We start from the raw sequence: 18710 nt of genomic DNA, 5'->3' as shown, positions 1-18710 counted from the left end.
CGACTGAGCCGACCACTCGTGAGCGAAGAGAGCACCGCCGTGACCCACCCCTTCCTCGATCTTCCTCCGCTGAGCGCCGCGCACTTCGCCTCCGTCGAGGACCGGGTGGCCCGGCTGCTCGGCACCGAGCACGACGTCGTGATCATGCAGGGCGAGGCGTTGCTGCCGCTGGAAGGGGCGATCCGCGGGACGGTGGGCCCCGGGAACACCGCCCTGAACGTGATCACCGGGCCGTACGGGCAGACGTTCGGGAACTGGCTGCGGGACTGCGGGGCGACGGTGATCGACCTGGCGGTGCCGTTCCACACGGCGGTGAGCGCCGGGCAGATCCGGGAGGCCTTCGCCGAGCACCCGGAGATCGACTTCGTCTCCCTGGTGCACGCGGAGGCGGCGACCGGCAACACCAACCCGGTCGCGGAGATCGGCGAGGTGGTACGGGAGCGGGGCGCGCTGTTCTACCTGGACGCGGTCGCCTCCGTCGCGGCCGAGCCGGTGCTGGTGGACGCGTGGGGCGTGGACCTGTGCGTGATCGGGGCACAGAAGGCGATGGGCGGCCCGGCCGGGGTGTCGGCGGTGTCGGTGAGCGCGCGGGCGTGGGCGCGGATGGCGGCGAACCCGGGGGCGCCGCGCCGGTCCTACCTCTCCCTGCTGGACTGGAAGGAGCGGTGGCTCGACGGCGGTCGGAAGGTGCTGCCGCACGCTCCGGCGCAGTTGGAGATGCTCGCGCTGGAGGCCTGCGTCGAGCGGATCGAGGCGCAGGGACTGGACGCGGTGATGGGCCGGCACCGCGCGGCGGCCGCGGCCACCCGGGCCGCGGCGGTGGCCCTGGGCGGAGGTCTGGAACCGTACGTCCACCAGGCGCGGGAGGCGGCGCCCGTGGCCACGACGCTCAGGACGCCGGCCGGAGTGGTGGCCTCGGAGCTGGTGGCCCGGACCCTGGCGGCGGACCCGGCGCTGCCGCTGGCCGCGGGCGGGGGCGCGTTGGCCAAGGAGATGATCCGGGTCAACCACTACGGCGCCGACGCGACGGTGGAGGCCGTGCAGGGGTGCCTGGCGGCGCTGGGGGCCGCGCTCGCGGAGAAGGGGCTGGCAGTGGACCTGGAGGGGGCGCGCCGGGCGGCGCAGGACGCCTGGCGCTGACCGCGGCCGGAACAGCACCTCGCTGTCGGACCCGCGTGCCATGCTGCCCGCATGACCACCGATACGCACCCCACCCTTCCCGACGGCCGCGCCGTCCCCCGTCTCACCGGCGACGAACGCCCCATGCTCGACAGCTGGCTCGACTTCCATCGCGCCACGCTGGAGCTGAAGTGCAAGGAACTGGACGACGCCCAGGTGCGGACCGCCGCGGCCGAGCCGTCGGTGCTCACGCTGCTCGGGCTGGTGCAGCACATGGCCGAGGTGGAGCGGAACTGGTTCCAGCGGACGGTGGCGGGGCTGGACGTGCCGCCGGTGTACGGGGAGGGGAACGAGAGCGGATACGGGCTGGATCCCGCGCGGGGTTTGCAGGAGGCGCTGGACACCTGGCGCCGGGAGATCGCCAGGGGACGGGAGCTGTGCGCCGGGCGGCCGCTCGACCAGACCGGGCGTCTGGCCGACGGTCCGATGGCCGGCACCGAGGTGAGCCTGCGGTGGGTGCTCATCCACATGATCGAGGAGTACGCCCGGCACAACGGACACGCGGATATCCTTCGCGAGCGTATCGACGGAGTTACCGGCGCCTGAATTCGGCATAATTACTCTATAGTTTTTCCGGGTAGCTTCCCGTTTTCTTCTGCCCGCTCTCGCCGGTCCTAAACGCAAAGATTTCGCGAACGCCGGCGGGGGTAATTCGCGCAGATCTCGTGAGGGTTACACGGTTGTGACGCGTTACACAAGCGGCCCGTTTTGTGCGGTATTTACCGCTCAAAACGGGCTCTTTCGACCTGGGCGCGGGATTGACTCGCGCCCGCGTGATAACACACGCACCGCGCACACGTAACCCTGATCGGCCATGCATTTTTGAATTCCTCTCGGTAAGTTCAATTCGCATGACTGCCGCACAAGCAGACTCAGCACAGTTGCAAATCGACCGTCCCTCGGTGAGGGACGGTGCCGCGCTGTGGCGGATAGCGCGCGACTCGAAGGTGCTCGACCTCAACTCGTCGTACAGCTATCTGCTGTGGTGCCGCGACTTCGCCGCCACCTCGGCCGTGGCGCGCGACGAGCACGGCGAGGCCGTCGGCTTCGTCACCGGCTACGTCCGGCCGGACCGTCCGCGCACCCTGCTGATCTGGCAGGTGGCGGTGGACGAGGCCCAGCGCGGGAGGGGACTCGCCGCCGCGCTGCTGGACGGGCTCGTCGCCCGGTGCTCCGGCGAACACCGGATCACCGCGATCGAGACCACCATCACGCCCGGCAACACCGCCTCCGAGCGCCTGTTCACCTCGTTCGCCGAGCGGCACGGCGCCGGGGTGGAACGCGAGGTGCTGTTCGACACCGGCCTGTTCCCCGACGGCCCGCACGACCCCGAAGTCCTGTACCGCATCGGCCCGCTCTCCCTCTGACGCCGCCGGCCGCCCACACCCCCCACCCCCTCACTCGCACCTGACGACCCCACGCACTCCCCCACGCAACGAGGAGCGATTCGTCGTGACCATCACCCAGCCCGACCTCAGCGTCTTCGAGACCCTCGAGTCCGAGGTGCGCAGCTACTGCCGCGGCTGGCCCACCGTCTTCGACCGTGCGCACGGCAGCCGTATGTACGACGAGGACGGCCACGAGTACCTGGACTTCTTCGCCGGCGCCGGTTCGCTCAACTACGGCCACAACAACCCGGTCCTGAAACGGGCGTTGATCGACTACCTGGAGCGGGACGGCGTCACGCACGGGCTCGACATGTCGACCACCGCCAAGCGGTCCTTCCTGCAGACCTTCCAGGACCTGGTGCTGCGCCCGCGCGACCTGCCGTACAAGGTCATGTTCCCCGGTCCCACGGGCACCAACGCCGTCGAGTCGGCGCTGAAACTCGCCCGTAAGGTGAAGGGGCGCGAGGCCATCGTGTCGTTCACCAACGCCTTCCACGGCATGTCGCTCGGCTCCCTCGCCGTCACCGGCAACGCCTTCAAGCGGGCCGGCGCCGGCATCCCGCTGGTCCACGGCACGCCCATGCCGTTCGACAACTACTTCGAGGGCAAGGTCCCGGACTTCCTGTGGTTCGAGCGGCTGCTGGAGGACCAGGGCTCCGGTCTGAACAAGCCCGCCGCGGTGATCGTGGAGACCGTGCAGGGCGAGGGCGGCATCAACGTGGCCCGCCCCGAGTGGCTGCGCGCGCTCGCCGACCTGTGCGAGCGGCAGGACATGCTGCTCATCGTCGACGACATCCAGATGGGCTGCGGCCGCACCGGTGCGTTCTTCTCCTTCGAGGAGGCCGGCATCACGCCCGACATCGTGACCGTCTCCAAGTCCATCAGCGGCTACGGACTGCCCATGTCGTTGTGCCTGTTCAAGCCGGAGCTGGACATCTGGGAGCCGGGCGAGCACAACGGCACCTTCCGCGGCAACAACCCGGCCTTCGTCACGGCCACCGCCGCGCTGGAGGCGTACTGGGCGGACGGCTCGGCGATGGAGAAGCAGACCCGCACGCGCGGCGAGCAGGTGGAGCGGGCCCTGGCCGCCATCACCGAGGAGAACCGCGCCGACCTCAAGGAGTACCGCGGCCGCGGGCTCGTGTGGGGCATGGAGTTCCACGACAAGGAGCGCGCGAACCGGGTCGCGCGGCGCGCCTTCGAACTCGGCCTGCTCATCGAGACGTCGGGCCCGGAGAGCGAGGTCGTCAAGCTGCTCCCGGCCCTGACGGTCACGGCCGACGAGCTCGACGAGGGGCTGAGCGTCCTCGCCCGGTCCGTACGCGAGACCCACTGAGAAACCCGCCGAAAAAGGAGAAGTGCAGCACAGTGATCGTCCGTTCGTTCAAGGAGATCGAAGGCACCGACCGGCATGTGAAATCCGCGTCCGGCACCTGGGAGAGCAAGCGCATCGTCCTGGCCAAGGAGAGGGTCGGCTTCTCGGTGCACGAGACCATCCTCTACGCGGGCACGGAGACCCACATGTGGTACGCCAACCACATCGAGGCCGTCGTCTGCACCCGGGGCGACGCCGAGCTGACCGACCGCGAGACCGGGCAGACCTACCACATCACGCCCGGCACCATGTACCTCCTCAACGGCCACGAGCGGCACACGCTCAAGGTCAAGGAGGACTTCCACTGCATCTGTGTCTTCAACCCGCCCGTCACCGGCCGGGAGGACCACGACGAGAACGGCGTCTACCCGCTGCTCACCGAACCCGAGGAGGTGTGAGAACCCCATGACCACCGTCACCGATCTCTACCCCACCCGCGGCACCACCGAGGTGTCGATCCCGCGCCAGGACCCCGTCGTGTGGGGCGCCCCCGACACACCGGGTCCGATCTCGTCCGGCGATCTGCAGTCGTTCGAGCGGGACGGCTTCCTCGCCGTCGACCAGCTCATCGCCCCGGACGAAGTGGGCGTCTACCAGCGTGAGTTGGAGCGGCTCGTCACCGACCCGGAGATCCGGGCCGACGAGCGGTCGATCGTCGAGCCGAAGTCCAAGGAGATCCGCTCGGTCTTCGAGGTGCACCGGATCAGCGAGGTGTTCGCGAAGCTGGTGCGCGACGAGCGGGTCGTCGGCCGGGCCCGGCAGATCCTCGGCTCGGACGTGTACGTCCACCAGTCGCGGATCAACGTCAAGCCCGGTTTCGGGGCCAGCGGGTTCTACTGGCACTCGGACTTCGAGACCTGGCACGCCGAGGACGGTCTGCCGAACATGCGGACGGTGTCCGTCTCGATCGCGCTGACCGAGAACTACGACACCAACGGCGGGCTGATGATCATGCCCGGCTCGCACCGGACGTTCCTGGGCTGCGCCGGCGCCACGCCCGAGGACAACTACAAGAAGTCGCTGCAGATGCAGGACGCGGGCACGCCCTCGGACGAGGCGCTGACCAAGATGGCGGGCGAGTACGGCATCAAGCTCTTCACGGGCAGGGCCGGTTCGGCGACCTGGTTCGACTGCAACTGCATGCACGGCTCCGGCGACAACATCACGCCGTTCCCGCGCAGCAACGTCTTCATCGTCTTCAACAGCGTGGAGAACAAGGCGGTGGAGCCGTTCGCGGCACCCATCCGGCGCCCGGAGTTCATCGGGGCCCGGGACTTCACTGCGGTGAAGTGACCCGCTGAAAGCACCGGGCCGGGGCCTCCACGTGGGACGGGAGGCCCCGGCCCGGTCGTGTCCGTCGGCGTTCCTCAGGCGGACAGCGCGTCCAGCAGGCGGTCCACGTCCGCGGCCGTGTTGTAGAGGTGGAAGGAGGCGCGCAGATGGCCGGCGCGGTCGGACACCTCGATGCCGGCCCGGCTCAGCGCGGGCTGGCGGCCGCCGAGTCCGGGGACCGAGACGATCGCCGAGCCCGGCGCGGGGACGGGCTCGTGCCCGAGGCTCGCGAGCCCGTCGCGGAACCGGTCGGCGAGGGCCACGTCGTGCGCGTGGACGGCGGCCACGCCGAGTTCCTCGATCAGCTCGAGCGAGCGGCGCAGTCCGGCGAAGGTGAAGAGGGCCGGGGTGAGGTCGAACCGCCGTGCGGAGTGGGCGAGTTCGGCGACCGGGCCGTAACAGCTCTCCCACGGCCGCTCGCCCGCGACCCAGCCGGCGAGCACCGGGGTCAGCCCGCCGAAGTCCTCCGGTACGACGAGGAAGGCCGCGCCGTGCGGGCCGAGCAGCCACTTGAAGGAGACGGTGGCGCTGAAGTCGTGGGCGTCCGCGTCCATCGGCAGCCAGCCGGCGGCCTGCGAGAAGTCGACGTAGGTACGCGCTCCGTGGGCGCGGGCGGCCTCGCGCAGGGCGGGCAGGTCGGCGACGCGCCCGTCCGCGGACTGCGCGGCGCTGACGGCGACCAGCGCGGTGCCGGGGCGCACGGCCTCCGCGATCCCCTCCAGCGGCACCGAGCGGACCTTGAGGTCGCCGCGGACGTGGAAGGGGTTGAGTACGGAGGTGAAGTCGCCCTCGGCGGTGAGGACCTCGGCACCGGCCGGCAGCGAGGCGGCGATCACACCGGTGTGCGCGGCGACGGAGGCGCCCACCGCCACCCGGGTGGCGGGGACACCCGCGAGCCGGGCGTAGCCGGCCCGGCAGGCCTCCACGTCCTCGTGCAGCGGGGTCAGCGGGCGGCCCTCGGCCCGCAGCAGCGCCGCCCGGTGCAGGGCGGTCACGGTGCGGGCGGGCAGCAGGCTGTTGCTGGCGGTGTTGAGGTAGGTGCTCTCCGGGGCGAACTCGGCGCGGACGAGGCTCTCGAAGGTCTCCATGGGTCCACTCTGGGCCCCGGGGAACTCATAGTCCATTGCCGATTTCTGCGTGGTTTCCCTAAGCAGTGCTTATGGATGGGCCCCGACCTGCGTCTTCAGTGCTGCGGTACCGCGCATCCGTCGGGGCCGCAGGCGTCCGCGTCGCCCTGGTCGAGCAGCTGCAACGGGGGGCGCTCGCCCCAGGCCTGGGTCAGCGCCTGGGCGAAGACCTCGGCGGGCTGGGCGCCGGAGACGCCGTACTTGCGGTCGAGGACGAAGAAGGGGACGCCGTTGGCGCCGAGCTCGGCGGCTTCGCGCTCGTCGGCGCGGACGTCGTCGGCGTAGGCGGTGGGGTCGGCGAGGACCTTGCGGGCGTCCTCGGCCTCCAGCCCGGCGGCGACGGCGAGTTCGACCAGCCGCTCGTCGCCCTCGGAGAACACGGAGCGCTCCTCGGCGAAGTTCGCCTGGTACAGGACCTGGATCAGCTCGTCCTGCCGGCCCCGCTCCTTGGCGAGGTGCAGCAGGCGGTGCATGTCGAAGGTGTTGCCGTGGTCGCGGTCCCGGGTGCGGTACTCCAGACCCTCGGCCGCGGCCTGGGCGCCCAGGTTCTCCTCGCCGGCCTGTGCCTGGGCCTCGCTCATGCCGTACTTCTTGGTGAGCATGGTGATCACCGGCTGGACGTCGCCCTTGGCGCGGCCCGGGTCCAGTTCGAAGGAGCGGTGCACCACCTCGACCCGGTCGCGGTGCGGGAAGGCGGCGAGCGCCTTCTCGAAGCGCGCCTTGCCCACGTAGCACCAGGGGCACGCTATGTCCGACCAGATCTCGACCTTCATGTTCTCTCCAGCTCGTACGGGTACGGAGGGCACCTCCGCCGAGTGGGTGAACATTCAAGCAGCCGGGATCATTCCCCTGTCACCGCGTACCGCAGGAACAGGTGGTGGTCCCCCTCGGCCGGCGGGTGCCCGGGGTCCGCGACCCAGCCCTGGCGGGCGTAGAAGGCCTGGGCACGGTGGTTGTCGACGTGCACGTCGAGGACGGCGACGCGCCTGCCGTCGGCCTGCCACTGTTCGGCACAGGCGGCGTGCAGGGCCGTACCGACGCCACGGCGCCAGGCGTCGGGGTCGACGTGGAACTGGTACAGCTTGACCGTTTCCGAGGAGGCGTCCGGCGGGGTGCGGAAGGAGGCGACGGCGACGATGCGGCCCTGCTCGACGAGGCACAGCACCTGACCGTCCGGCCGCGTGATGGCTCCGTGCCAGGCGGCGAGCCAGTCGGTGCCGTCCTCGGGGACGCCGTCCGGGTAGTAGGTCGCCCGGGCGCGCGCGTGCAGGGCGGTGACGGCCTCGGTCTCGGCGGGCAGCACCGTGCGGATCACCCGGGTGCCCATGACTCGGTCACTGATCATGCAGCGGAGGACGTGTCCGCGGAAGGCACGGTTCCCAGGCGGCTGAACTGCGTCCGGTACGCGCTCGGCGTCAGACCGGTGCGGCGGACGACGTGGGCGCGCAGCGAGTCGGCGGTCCCCAGGCCGCTGGCGCGGGCCACCTGGTCCATGGCAAGGGTGGTGGTCTCCAGCAGCTCCTTGGCGCGCTCGATGCGCTGGTGGAGCAGCCATTGCAGCGGGCTGACGCCGCTCTCGGCATGGAAGCGGCGGGTGAGGGTCCGTACCGAGACGCCCGCGTGCCGGGCCAGGTCGGTGAGGGTGAGGGGCTTGTCGAGGTTGCGCATGGCCCAGCCCCGGGTGTCGGCACAGGCGTTGCCGCGCTCCGGAGGCAGCGGGGTGTGCGTGAACTGCGTCTGGCCGCCGGGCCGTACGGGCGCGACGAGGGCGCGACGGGCGACCTCGTTGGCGACGGCGGCGCCGTAGTCGGTGCGGATGACGTGCAGGCACAGGTCGATGCCGGCGGCGTAGCCGGAGGAGGTGACGTACGGGCCGTCCTGGACGTAGAGGACGTCGCCCTGGAGGTCGACCTGCGGGTAGCGCCTGCGCAGTTCCTCGGCGTGCGCCCAGTACGTCGTCGCCCTGCGGCCCGTCAAAAGGCCCGCCTCGGCGAGCTGGAAGGCGCCGGTGCACAGGGAGGCGACACGTTTGCCGTCGGCGGCCGCCTCCTTGACGGCCGCCACGATCCGCGGGTCCGGCTCGTACGGCGCGCCGGTGCCGGCGACGACCACCGTGTCCGCCTCCCGGGTGGCGTCGAGGCCGCGGCGGACGTACAGGTCGAGCCCACCGCTCGTGGGCACCGGGCCCGGCTCGGCGGCGCAGATGATCACCTCGTAGCCGGGCCGCCCGTCCACCTCGACCTTGCCGAACAGCATCTCGGGGATGGCGAGGTTGAACATCGACACGGGCGAGGGCGCGATCACGGCGATGCGGTGCGGGGCGAGCGGCTGGGGCATGGCCAGAACCTCCGGTTCCCTGTCGTTCAGGCCACTACTGTACGACGCCGAAGATCCGGAGCATGGACACATGACGACGAACCGAACCCTCGAGGGCGACGAACTCGCCCTCGCCGTGGGCGAGTTGACGACAGAGGCCAGGAAGTCCTCACCCTCGCTCACCCTCACCGCCGCCCTTCTCGGCTTCGCGCTGATCTGCCTCGACGCGTCCGTGGTCAACGTGGCCCTGCCCGCGATCGGCTCCTCCCTCGGCGGCGGGATGGCCGGCTCCCAATGGGTGGTCGACGCCTACACCCTGCCCTTCGCCGCGCTGATGCTGTCCACCGGGGCCTTCGCGGACCGCTCTGGAGCGAGCCGCGCGTTCGCGCTGGGGACCGGCGTCTTCACGCTCGCCTCCATGGCCTGCGGCCTGGCGCCGAACCTGCCGGCCCTGATCGGCGCCCGGGTGGTGCAGGGCATGGCGGCCGCGGTGGTGCTGCCCGCCTCGCTGGCGCTGGTGCGGCAGGCGTTCCCCGAGCCGGCGCGGCGGGCCCGGGCGGTGGCGACGTGGGCCGCGGGCGGTTCGGCGGCGGTGGCGCTGGGACCGGTGATGGGCGGCCTGCTGACCACGGCGTGGGACTGGCGCGGGATCTTCTTCGTCAACCTGCCGGTGGGTGCGCTGATCCTGGCGCTGCTCGTCCGGGCCCCGCGCTCCGAGCGCCGGCCGGCCCCGCTGGACCTGCCGGGGCAGGCCACGGCGGTGGTGGCGCTCACGGGTGTGACCTTCGCGGTGATCGAAGGGGGCACCGCGGGCCTGGCGGCCCTCGCGGTGGCGCTGCTCGCGGGCGTCGCGTTCCTCCGGATCGAGGCGCGCAGCCCGCACCCGGTGGTCCCGCTCGGCCTGTTCCGCGAGCGGACGGTGGCCGTGGCGGTCGCGGCGGGGTCGGCGGTCAGCGTCGCCTTCTACAGCGTGGTGTTCGTCTTCTCGCTCTTCTTCCAGCAGGTACAGGGGCTGTCCGCACTGCGGGCCGGGCTGGCGTTCCTGCCCATGACCGGCCTGATCGCGGTGACCAACGTGATCGCGGGCAAGCTCGCGGGGCGGTACGCGGCGAGGGTGCCGATGCTGGTGGGGCAGGCGCTCGCCGTCGCGGGGCTGCTCGCCCTGCTGTACGTCGACGCCGGCACCTCGTCCGTTGTCACGGCCGTGCTGCTCGTGCCGCTGGCACTGGGGTGCGCGCTGACGGTGCCGCCGCTGACGGCGGCGATGATGGACGCGGTGCCGGTGGAGCGGGCGGGGCTCGCGGCGGGGATGCTGAACGCCGCCCGGCAGGTGGCCGGGGGGTTGGGGATCGCGGTGTTCGGGTCGCTGGTGGGGAGTGGGTTCGCGGCGGGGATGCGGGTTGCGTTGCTGATCAGTGCGGGGGCGCTCGTGCTGACGGGGGCGGCTACCTCGCGGTTGCGGTGAGTGTGAGGGGAAAGGGCGTTGTCAGGTGCCGTCCCTCAGGTCCGCCGGCCAGTGGGGGCGGAACTCTATGTGGTCGTAGGTGACCACGCAGCCCTCGCCCATCGGGGACTGGGTCATGAAGCCGACCAGGGCCGCGTCCGTCTCCTTCTCCCCGCCCAGGGTGAACAGGCGGACGAAGGTCCAGCGCTCGCCGTCGCGGGAGGCGTGGAAGGCGAAGGCGCGGCCGGTGCGGCTGATCCGCAGCCACACCGAACTGCCGTCGACGGTGAAGGAGTTGGCGTCGTCGGAGTGGCCCCGGGTGACCACCGTGCAGACGGTGGGCACGTCCGGGGAGTACTCCAGGCACAGCTTGGCCCAGGCCCGCTCGCCGACATGGACGTAGAGGACCCCCGCGTCGAACGCCCCCGCGAAGCCGACCGTCACGCGGGCGATCAGCTGGAAGTCACCCTCGGGCCAGCCCAGCAGCCGCGGGGCGTCGGAGGCGGGTTGCAGCGCCTCCCCGGTGGGCGGCACGAACCGGTCCTGCCGGGGTCCGGCCCAGCCGGTGAGCACACCGTCCTCGTAGGACCAGTTGCCCTCGGGCCCGTATGTGCGCAGGGCGAAGGGGAGTTCGGGAAGTTCGACGTCCATCCGGCGATTGTGTCAGGTGGGCCCGCTCACCGTTCCAGTCGGCCGTTGTAACGACGCGGCAGACCGAGCGGGTTGTCGTCCCGCAGCTCGGGGGGAAGCAGCGCCTCGGGCGCCCCCTGGTACACCACCGGCCGCATCCACCGCTCGATGGCCGTACCGCCGACGGACGTCGAGGTCGACGTCGTCGCCGGGTACGGGCCGCCGTGGTGCTGCGCCGGCGCCACGGCGACGCCCGTCGGCCAGCCGTTGACCAGCACGCGGCCGGCCAGCGGCGTCAGCTCCGCCAGGATCTCCGCGCCGCGCCCCTCGCCCGCGGCCTCCTCGGCCGACAGGTGGACCGTCGCCGTGAGGTTGCCGGGCAGCCGCGAGAGCACGGTCCGGACCTGGGCGTCGTCGTCGTAGCGGACGACGACCGTCACCGGGCCGAAGCACTCCTCCAGGAGCAGGTCGTAGGCGCCCTCCTCGGTCAGCTTGTCGGCCGCGACGGTCAGGAAGCCCGCGCTCACCGTGTGCTCGCCGCCCGACCCGGGCGTCACCGGCGACTCCACGTCCGGCAGCCCGGCGCGCTCGGCGACCCCGGCAATGAAGTTGTCGCGCATGCGGTGGTCGAGGAGCACCCCGGCGTCGGTGTCGCTCACGGCGTCGGTCAGCGACTTCAGGAAGCGGTCGCCCGCCGCGCTCGCCGGGGCCAGCACCAGGCCGGGCTTCACGCAGAACTGCCCGACGCCCAGGGTCATGGAACCGGCCAGGCCCGCGCCGATGGCCTCCGCGCGCTCGGCGGCCGCGGCCTCCGTGACGACGACGGGGTTCAGCGAGCCCAGTTCGCCGTGGAAGGGGATCGGCACCGGCCGCGCGGCCGCGGCGTCGAACAGGGCGCGGCCGCCCTTGACCGAGCCGGTGAAACCGGCCGCCGAGACCAGCGGGTGCCTGACCAGCTCGATGCCCGCCTCGAAGCCGTGCACCAGGCCGACGACGCCCTCGGGGATGCCGTGCGCGGCGGCCGCCCGGCGCAGCACCTTGGCGACCAGCTCGGACAGGGCCGGGTGGTCGGGGTGGGCCTTGACGACGACCGGGCAGCCCGCGCCGAGCGCGCTCGCGGTGTCGCCGCCGGCGACGGAGAAGGCGAACGGGAAGTTGGAGGCCGAGTAGACGGCCACCACGCCGAGCGGCACCTTGTAGCGGCGCAGGTCCGGGATCGGGGGCGTCGCGGTGTCGTCGGGGTGGTTGATGATCACGTCGAGGAAGGCGCCCTCGTCGACGATGTCGGCGAAGGCCCGCAGCTGGAAGCAGGTGCGGGCGAGCTCGCCGGTGAGCCGGACCGGGCCGAGCGCGGTCTCGGCGTCGGCGGTCTCGACCAGCCCGTCCCTGGCCGCCTCCAACTGCTCCGCGGCGGTGCGCAGGAAGGCCGCGCGGACGGCGCGGTCGGCGAGGGAGGCGCGTGCCGCGTGGGCGGCGCGCACGGTGGCGTCGACCTCCTGGGCTGTGGCCTCCACCGCAACCTGTTCACGCTGCTTCCCGGTTCGGGGGTCGACACTCCAGACTGGTGCTGCTGCCACCGCGGATCCCTCCAGGTGTATCAGGGTCATTCACCAGGGTCGTTCGATATACTGAACGCTGTCTCTGATGATGAATATGCTGTTGGAGACTATAACTTCGGTTTCTCGTCCAACGAAGGGGTCAAGGGCGATGTCGGCAGCCGAGACAGGCGGCGGGGCGCAGGTCAAGTCCGCGGTGCGAACCGTTGAATTGCTCGAGTACTTCGCCGGCAGCCCCGGCATGCACTCCCTCGCATCGGTCCAGGAGGCCGTCGGATATCCCAAGTCCAGCCTCTACATGCTGCTGCGCACGCTGGTGGAGCTGGGCTGGGTGGAGACCGACGCGACGGGCACGCGGTACGGCATCGGGGTGCGGGCGCTGCTGGTGGGCACCTCCTACATCGACGGCGACGAGGTGGTCGCCGCGGCCCGCCCGACGCTGGACCGCCTCTCGGACGACACCACCGAGACCATCCACCTGGCGCGGCTGGACGGCACGAACGTCGTGTACCTCGCCACCCGGCAGTCCCAGCACTACCTGCGCCCCTTCACCCGCGTCGGCCGCCGCCTCCCGGCGCACTCGACCTCGCTCGGCAAGGCGATCCTCGCCACCTACTCCGACGAGCAGGTCCGCAAGATGCTCCCCGAGACGCTCCCCGCCCTGACCGAGAACACGATCACCGACCGGGAGAAGCTCATCGAGGAGCTGCACCAGGTGCGCGAGCAGGGCTTCGCGGTCGACCGCGAGGAGAACACGCTGGGCCTGCGCTGCTTCGGCGTCGCCATCCCCTACCGCACGCCCGCGCGCGACGCGATCAGCTGCTCGGTGCCGGTGGCCCGGCTGACACCGGCACACGAACAGCTGGTCAAGGACGCCCTGTTCGACGCCCGCGACCGCCTCACCCTGGCAACCCGGCGGCTGTGACCCCTAGCCTCTTGGCTCATGGACGTCGTACTGCGCGAAGTGCACGACAGTGATCTGCCCGTCTTCTTTCGGCAGATGAACGACCCCGAGGCCCTGTACATGGCCGCCTTCACCCCGAAGGATCCCGCCGACCGGGACGCCTTCGACGCCCACTGGAAACGGATCCGGGCCGGCGGGGCCGTGCTGCGCACGGTCCTGCTGGACGGGGACGTGGTGGGCAGCGCGGCGGTGTACGGGGATCCGGGTGAGCGCGAGGTCACCTACTGGGTGGACCGGGCGTACTGGGGGCGGGGCGTGGCCACGGCCGCGCTGCGGGCGCTGCTGGCCGAGGTGCCGGAGCGGCCGATGTACGCGCGGGCCGCGGCGGACAACGCCGCCTCACGGCGGGTGCTGGAGAAGTGCGGGTTCCGGCTGACGGCGCGGGCCACGGGGTTCGCGAACGCGCGGGGCGAGGAGATCGACGAGGTCGTGCTCACGCTGGAGGCGTGAGGTTCATGAGCGCCCGATGAGAAATCGGCGGGAAGGGAACGCTCCACCCCTTCCCGCTCGTCTTCACGACCGCGATGAACAAGACGATCAGGCGGACCTCCGTCTTCGTGCTGCTGCTCGTGTTCGCCCTGCTGGTCAGGGCGACCTGGGTGCAGTACTACGACGGCAGGGCCCTAGCGGACGACAAGTACAACCGGCGCAACGTGATCGAGACGTACGCGGAGCCGCTCGGCAACATCATCGTGGCCGGACACTCGGTCACCGGTTCGGCACGGACGAAGAGCGGCGACCTGGCGTACAAGCGCACCTACAAGGACGGCGAGCTGTACGCGGCGGTGACGGGCTACGCCTCGCAGGCGTACGCCCCCACCCAGCTGGAGGGCATCTACCAGGACCTGCTCAACGGCACGGACAACCGTCTGAAGACCGTGATGGACACGGTCACCGACAAGCGCGCCCAGCCGGGCGACGTGGTCACGACGATCGACCCGGACGTGCAGAAGGCGGCGTACGACGCGCTCGGTGCCAAGAAGGGCGCGGCCGTCGCGATCGACCCGAAGACGGGGAAGATCCTCGCGGTCGTCTCCACGCCGTCGTACGACCCGACGTCCCTGACGGACGCCAACACGGCGGGGACGGCCTGGAAGAAGCTCAACGCCGACCCGGACAAGCCGCTGACCAACCGTGCGCTGCGCCAGCCGCTGCCGCCGGGTTCGACGTTCAAGCTGGTCGTGGCGGCGGCCGCGCTGGAGGACGGCCTGTACTCGTCCGTGGACCAGAGGACCGACAGCCCCGACCCGTACACACTGCCGGGCACCACCCGCAAGCTGTCCAACGAGAACCCGAACGCGCCGTGCGAGAACGCCTCGATCCGCACCGCGCTGGAGTACTCCTGCAACAACGTCTTCGCCAAGATGGCCGTGAAGCTGGGCCAGGACAAGGTGCGGGCGATGGCCGAGAAGTTCGGCTTCGACGACGACAGCCAGGACGTGCCGGTGCGGGCGTACACCAGCGTCTACCCCTCCGACATGAACGAGTCCTCCACCGCCCTGACCGGCATCGGCCAGTACGACGTCACCGCGACCCCGCTGCAGATGGCGATGGTGTCCGCCGCGATCGCCAACGGCGGCAAGCTGGTCTCGCCGCACATGGTCTCGCAGATCACCGACGGCGGCGGCGACGTGCTGAAGAACTACGACGACGACGCGGGCACCAAGGAGATCGTCAGCTCCTCGACCGCCGAGCAGCTGCAGTCGGCCATGCAGACGGTCGTGGAGAAGGGCACCGGCACCAACGCGCAGATCTCCGGCGTGACGGTCGGCGGCAAGACGGGCACGGCCCAGCACGGCGAGAACAACAGCCAGACGCCGTACGCCTGGTTCACGTCCTACGGCAAGGCCGGCGGCAAGGAGGTCGCCGTCGCCGTCGTGGTCGAACAGTCGAACGCGGCGCGCTCGGAGGTGAGCGGTAACGGTCTGGCCGCCCCGGTGGCCAGGGCGATGATGAAGGCGGCCCTTGACTGAAGCGCCCAGGGGCGCGGGGCTGTGCTGATATGCGGCTCCGCCGCGCGGGCGCGGCCAGCCACGACGGAGTCGCACCTGGCCGCGCAGCGTCCCTCACTTCACCCCGAGGACCTGCTCCACCGGATCGATCGCGAAGTACACCAGGAACAGTGCCGACACGCCCCACAGCAGCCAGTGCACGTCCCGCACCTTGCCCAGCACGGCCTTGATGAGGACGTAGGCGAGGAAGCCCGCGCCGATGCCGTCGGTGATGGAGTAGGTGAAGGGCATCACGGCGATGGTCAGGAACGCAGGGATGGCGATCTCGTACCGGTCCCAGTCGATGTGCTTGACGTGGGTCATCATCAGGAAGCCGACCGCGATCAGCGCGGGCGCCGCGGCCTGCAGCGGAACGATGGTCAGCAGCGGCGTGAGGAAGAGCGCCAGTCCGAACAGGCCGCCGGTGATCAGGTTCGCGAACCCGGTGCGCGCCCCCTCGCCGACGCCGGCCGCCGACTCGATGTAGGCGGTGTTGGAGGACGCCGAGCCCAGGCCGCCGGCCACGGCCGCCGCGCCGTCGATGAACAGCACGCGCCCGATCCCCGGCACCTGCCCCCTGTCGTCCAGCAGTCCGGCCTCCGCGCTGATGCCGACGATGGTGCCCATGGCGTCGAAGAAGTCCGACAGGATCAGGGTGAAGACCAGCAGTACGGCGGTGAGGATGCCGGCCTTCGCGAAGCCGCCGAAGAGGCTGAAGTGGCCGATCAGCCCGAAGTCGGGGGCGGCGACGATCTTGTCGGGCAGCTTCGGGGTGGTCAGGCCCCAGCTCTTGACGTCGGCGATGGCGTTGATGACGATCGCGACGACCGTCATGGTGACGATGCTGATCAGGATCGCGCCCTTCACCTTGCGCGCGAGCAGCGCGATGGTGAGCAGCACACCGAGACAGAAGACCAGCACGGGCCAGCCGGTGAGCCGCCCGACGGCGCCCAGCTGCACCGGCACGGTGGTGTTCGCGGCGTCCGGGATCCGGCTGACGAACCCGGCGTCGACGAAGCCGATGAAGGCGATGAACAGGCCGATACCGACGCCGATGGCCTGCTTCAGCTGATGCGGGATCGCGTTCATGATCGCTTCCCGGAGCCCGGTGAGGACCAGGACGCAGATCAGGATGCCTTCGAGGACGACCAGACCCATCGCGTCGGGCCAGCTCATGAGCGGAGCCAACTGGAAGGCCACGACGGCGTTGAGGCCGAGGCCCGCCGCGATGGCGAGCGGGAGGTTGCCGCCGACGCCCATGATGATCGTCATCACGCAGGCCACCAGAGCGGTGGCGGTGACGAGTTGGCCGGTGTCGAGCTGATGGCCGAACTTGTCCTTCGCGCTGCCGAGGATGATGGGATTCAGGACAAGGATGTAGGCCATGGTGAAGAACGTGGCGAAGCCGCCGCGTATCTCCCGGCCGAAGCCGGATCCCCGCTCGGAGATCCGGAAGAACCGGTCGACGCCGTTCGCCGCTGGTGGCGCGGTGGTTGGCCGGCCGGCGGCCTGCTGGGGGTCCTTCGTGTCGGACATGGGCGGGTGCTCCTCGGTACCTGATCGGACGGGTGCGGATGCTGGCTGGATTGTTCCCGCGTCGAACGCGTTTCAGGTTTTCTCCGTGTTACGGAATCGACCGACCCGTCACACCGTGTTCGAAGACCCGTACGAGAGCGGTTGGTCGATCGCTGCTACGCTTCCGGATCTCGACCCGGGCACGCCGGATGATCACATGTCAGTCACATGACACGCACAGAGAGGTCGCCCGTGGGCACTGTCGTCGACGACGCAGCCTCCGTGGAGTTCCATGCCTTCTTCGAGCGGCACTACGCCGAACTCTCCCGTCTCGCCCACCTGCTGACCGGCGAGGCGGAAGCCGCCGACGACCTGGCGGCTGACGCACTGCTCGCCCTGTGGCACCGCTGGGACCGGGTACGCGCCGCGGACCACCCGGTCGCCTACGCCCGCGGAGTCGTCGCCAATCTCGCCCGCACCCGCGTCCGCAGCGCCGTCCGCGAACGCCGGCGCGTGTCGCTGTTCTGGTCGCAGCACGAGGAGAGGACGGAGAACCCCGACATAGCGGGCGTCGTCGACGTCCAGGAGGCCCTGCGCAGGCTGCCGTTCCGGAAACGGGCGTGCGTGGTGCTCCGGCACGCGTTCGACCTGTCGGAGAAGGACACCGCGCTCGCCCTGGGTGTTTCCGTGGGTACGGTGAAGTCCCAGACGTCCAAGGGGATGGCCGAACTGCAGAAGATCCTCGACTCCCGGGGCGGCCCACAGAAGGTGCACGCGGCGATGGCGCGCGGCAGCGAGACCGGAGGAACGGCGCGATGAGGCAGCAGGACGTGCACGACGAGCTGCGCGCCCGGCTGCACGAGGCGGCCGAGGCGCACAAGCCGGACCGGGCCCGCATGCTGGCCAGGATCGAACGGGGCATGAGCCCCGAGGCCGACCGTGCCGGGCACCGGGCGACGCGGCCGCCGGTGTGGGGCTGGGTGCGCGTGGTGGGCGCCACGACGGCGGTCGCGGGCATGCTCGCGGTCGGCGGGTACGCGGTGGCGTCCGCGGTGAAGGACGACACTCCCCCGCAGCAGCAGACGGTCGCGGTGTCCCCGACGCCCACGCCGTCGCCGGACGCGACGAGCCGGGCGCCCGTACCGCCGGTGGAACCGGCCCCGAGCCGAACGCCGGGCACCCATCGGCCGAGCGGCACCCCGTCTCCGACGAAGCCCTCCGCCTCCGTCACCGTGCTGCCGTCCGCCGGCGGCGGGAGCGACGGCCCGCTGTGGTCGGACGGCGCGGTGGACCCGCACAGCAACGACTTCTGGGCGCAGAGCAACATCACCCTCAGGACAAGCACCCAACTCACGGCCCTCACCGTGCAGTTGAAGATCGCGCAGACCGGTGGAGTGAGCAACACGGGCGCCTGGCGCTCGCTGCCGGAACAGGACTTCGATCTCACCGTCGGCGAGCGGAACGGCTACCTGGTGTACACCTGGACGCTCAAGGCGGGCCGTACGGTCCCCAAGGGCGAGTGGGTGTTCGCCGGTCAGTACAACCACGAGCGCGGCGGCCGGGACGCCAAGGACGACGGCTACACGGCCCGGGCGACGGCGGACGGCGAACAGCGCGCGGTGGGCGGCGACTTCGCGGCACACACGAGCGGCGGGGGCGAATCGTGACGCCCTCGCGTCACGGTTTCCCGCCGTGACACAACCTCACCTTGGGATCAGACGTCCCTAGTAATGCGTGAAGACGGACGTCCGACGGTATGACGTCCCCAAGGGACCTGCTGACCTGAGCCCCCCTCGGTCAGCAGCAGCCGACAGAGCCCCCCTCGTCGGCGACAGGAACGCCCCGCCGGTGACGACCGGCGGGGCGTTCGTCCGTCCGGGGGCCGGTTCACCG

At 71.0% G+C, this 18710-nt stretch carries 19 protein-coding genes; 12 read left to right on the top strand and 7 right to left on the bottom strand.

From position 1 onward, the window contains the following. Nucleotides 1-39 precede the first annotated feature (39 nt). From ACQF4J_RS34755 to thpD, 6 genes are all read left to right on the top strand, one after another. Nucleotides 40-1140, top strand: a complete 1101-nt coding sequence (locus ACQF4J_RS34755; RefSeq protein WP_427168657.1) for a pyridoxal-phosphate-dependent aminotransferase family protein — start codon at nucleotides 40-42, stop codon at nucleotides 1138-1140. Nucleotides 1141-1191: 51 nt separating this feature from the next. After that, a complete protein-coding gene (locus ACQF4J_RS34750; RefSeq protein ID WP_427167600.1) occupies nucleotides 1192-1725 on the top strand; it encodes a DinB family protein in 534 nt (177 codons plus the stop codon). A 305-nt stretch (nucleotides 1726-2030) separates the two neighbouring features. Next, on the top strand, nucleotides 2031-2546 hold the full coding sequence (gene ectA, locus ACQF4J_RS34745) for a diaminobutyrate acetyltransferase (protein WP_351569601.1): 516 nt from the start codon (nucleotides 2031-2033) through the stop codon (nucleotides 2544-2546). Nucleotides 2547-2631: 85 nt separating this feature from the next. Beyond that, nucleotides 2632-3903 (top strand): diaminobutyrate--2-oxoglutarate transaminase, encoded by a 1272-nt coding sequence (gene ectB / locus ACQF4J_RS34740; protein ID WP_427167599.1) that lies wholly within the window; start codon nucleotides 2632-2634, stop codon nucleotides 3901-3903. A gap of 32 nt (nucleotides 3904-3935) precedes the next feature. Next, complete coding sequence (locus tag ACQF4J_RS34735; RefSeq protein WP_200700469.1) at nucleotides 3936-4340, top strand: ectoine synthase; 405 nt, start codon at nucleotides 3936-3938, stop codon at nucleotides 4338-4340. A 7-nt stretch (nucleotides 4341-4347) separates the two neighbouring features. Then, nucleotides 4348-5235 (top strand): ectoine hydroxylase, encoded by an 888-nt coding sequence (gene thpD / locus ACQF4J_RS34730; protein ID WP_351569594.1) that lies wholly within the window; start codon nucleotides 4348-4350, stop codon nucleotides 5233-5235. A gap of 74 nt (nucleotides 5236-5309) precedes the next feature. Here the strand turns inward: thpD and ACQF4J_RS34725 are convergent, their stop codons facing one another. The 4 genes from ACQF4J_RS34725 to ACQF4J_RS34710 all read right to left on the bottom strand — a co-directional run bounded on the left by ACQF4J_RS34725 (nucleotide 5310) and on the right by ACQF4J_RS34710 (nucleotide 8738). Then, entirely contained in the window at nucleotides 5310-6362 is a 1053-nt protein-coding gene (locus ACQF4J_RS34725) for an aminotransferase class V-fold PLP-dependent enzyme (protein WP_351569591.1), read from the bottom strand. Nucleotides 6363-6457: 95 nt separating this feature from the next. Next, nucleotides 6458-7174, bottom strand: a complete 717-nt coding sequence (locus ACQF4J_RS34720) for a DsbA family oxidoreductase (protein ID WP_351798455.1) — start codon at nucleotides 7172-7174, stop codon at nucleotides 6458-6460. A 68-nt stretch (nucleotides 7175-7242) separates the two neighbouring features. Then, nucleotides 7243-7746 carry a GNAT family N-acetyltransferase gene (locus ACQF4J_RS34715; protein WP_351569585.1) on the bottom strand — a complete coding sequence of 168 codons (504 nt, stop codon included), beginning with the start codon at nucleotides 7744-7746 and terminating at the stop codon, nucleotides 7243-7245. Beyond that, the gene (locus ACQF4J_RS34710) at nucleotides 7743-8738 is read right to left on the bottom strand and encodes a GlxA family transcriptional regulator (RefSeq protein ID WP_351569582.1); all 996 of its coding nucleotides are present in this window, start codon (nucleotides 8736-8738) and stop codon (nucleotides 7743-7745) included. Before ACQF4J_RS34710 ends, ACQF4J_RS34715 begins: the two co-directional genes overlap by 4 nt. A gap of 70 nt (nucleotides 8739-8808) precedes the next feature. On the opposite strand from ACQF4J_RS34710, the gene ACQF4J_RS34705 reads away from it, so the two are divergent. After that, nucleotides 8809-10182, top strand: coding sequence for an MFS transporter (locus ACQF4J_RS34705; protein ID WP_427167598.1), 1374 nt, complete (start codon nucleotides 8809-8811; stop codon nucleotides 10180-10182). Between the two features lie 21 nt (nucleotides 10183-10203). Here ACQF4J_RS34705 and ACQF4J_RS34700 read toward each other — a convergent pair whose 3' ends face one another. Beyond that, a complete protein-coding gene (locus ACQF4J_RS34700) occupies nucleotides 10204-10812 on the bottom strand; it encodes a DUF1349 domain-containing protein (protein ID WP_351569576.1) in 609 nt (202 codons plus the stop codon). 26 nt (nucleotides 10813-10838) lie between these two features. Next, nucleotides 10839-12368, bottom strand: a complete 1530-nt coding sequence (locus ACQF4J_RS34695) for an aldehyde dehydrogenase (NADP(+)) (RefSeq protein ID WP_351798463.1) — start codon at nucleotides 12366-12368, stop codon at nucleotides 10839-10841. A gap of 130 nt (nucleotides 12369-12498) precedes the next feature. On the opposite strand from ACQF4J_RS34695, the gene ACQF4J_RS34690 reads away from it, so the two are divergent. The 3 genes from ACQF4J_RS34690 to ACQF4J_RS34680 all read left to right on the top strand — a co-directional run bounded on the left by ACQF4J_RS34690 (nucleotide 12499) and on the right by ACQF4J_RS34680 (nucleotide 15284). Further along, nucleotides 12499-13272 carry an IclR family transcriptional regulator gene (locus tag ACQF4J_RS34690; RefSeq protein ID WP_249836852.1) on the top strand — a complete coding sequence of 258 codons (774 nt, stop codon included), beginning with the start codon at nucleotides 12499-12501 and terminating at the stop codon, nucleotides 13270-13272. A gap of 18 nt (nucleotides 13273-13290) precedes the next feature. Further along, a complete protein-coding gene (locus ACQF4J_RS34685; protein WP_351569570.1) occupies nucleotides 13291-13761 on the top strand; it encodes a GNAT family N-acetyltransferase in 471 nt (156 codons plus the stop codon). 74 nt (nucleotides 13762-13835) lie between these two features. Further along, complete coding sequence (locus ACQF4J_RS34680; RefSeq protein WP_427167595.1) at nucleotides 13836-15284, top strand: peptidoglycan D,D-transpeptidase FtsI family protein; 1449 nt, start codon at nucleotides 13836-13838, stop codon at nucleotides 15282-15284. A 93-nt stretch (nucleotides 15285-15377) separates the two neighbouring features. Here ACQF4J_RS34680 and ACQF4J_RS34675 read toward each other — a convergent pair whose 3' ends face one another. Then, nucleotides 15378-16838, bottom strand: coding sequence for an NCS2 family permease (locus tag ACQF4J_RS34675; protein ID WP_351798468.1), 1461 nt, complete (start codon nucleotides 16836-16838; stop codon nucleotides 15378-15380). Nucleotides 16839-17069: 231 nt separating this feature from the next. Here ACQF4J_RS34675 and ACQF4J_RS34670 point away from each other — a divergent pair, with 231 nt between their 5' ends. Then, nucleotides 17070-17636, top strand: coding sequence for a SigE family RNA polymerase sigma factor (locus tag ACQF4J_RS34670; protein WP_427167594.1), 567 nt, complete (start codon nucleotides 17070-17072; stop codon nucleotides 17634-17636). After that, nucleotides 17633-18484, top strand: coding sequence for a hypothetical protein (locus ACQF4J_RS34665; protein WP_351569559.1), 852 nt, complete (start codon nucleotides 17633-17635; stop codon nucleotides 18482-18484). Before ACQF4J_RS34670 ends, ACQF4J_RS34665 begins: the two co-directional genes overlap by 4 nt. The last annotated feature ends 226 nt before the right edge of the window (nucleotides 18485-18710 follow it).

The sequence above is a fragment of the Streptomyces sp. C1-1 genome, from assembly GCF_050214755.1.
In the GTDB taxonomy this organism is placed as follows: Bacteria; Actinomycetota; Actinomycetes; order Streptomycetales; family Streptomycetaceae; genus Streptomyces.
The sequence above is the reverse complement of the archived record's forward strand: the minus strand, read 5'-3'. Positions and strand labels throughout refer to the sequence as shown.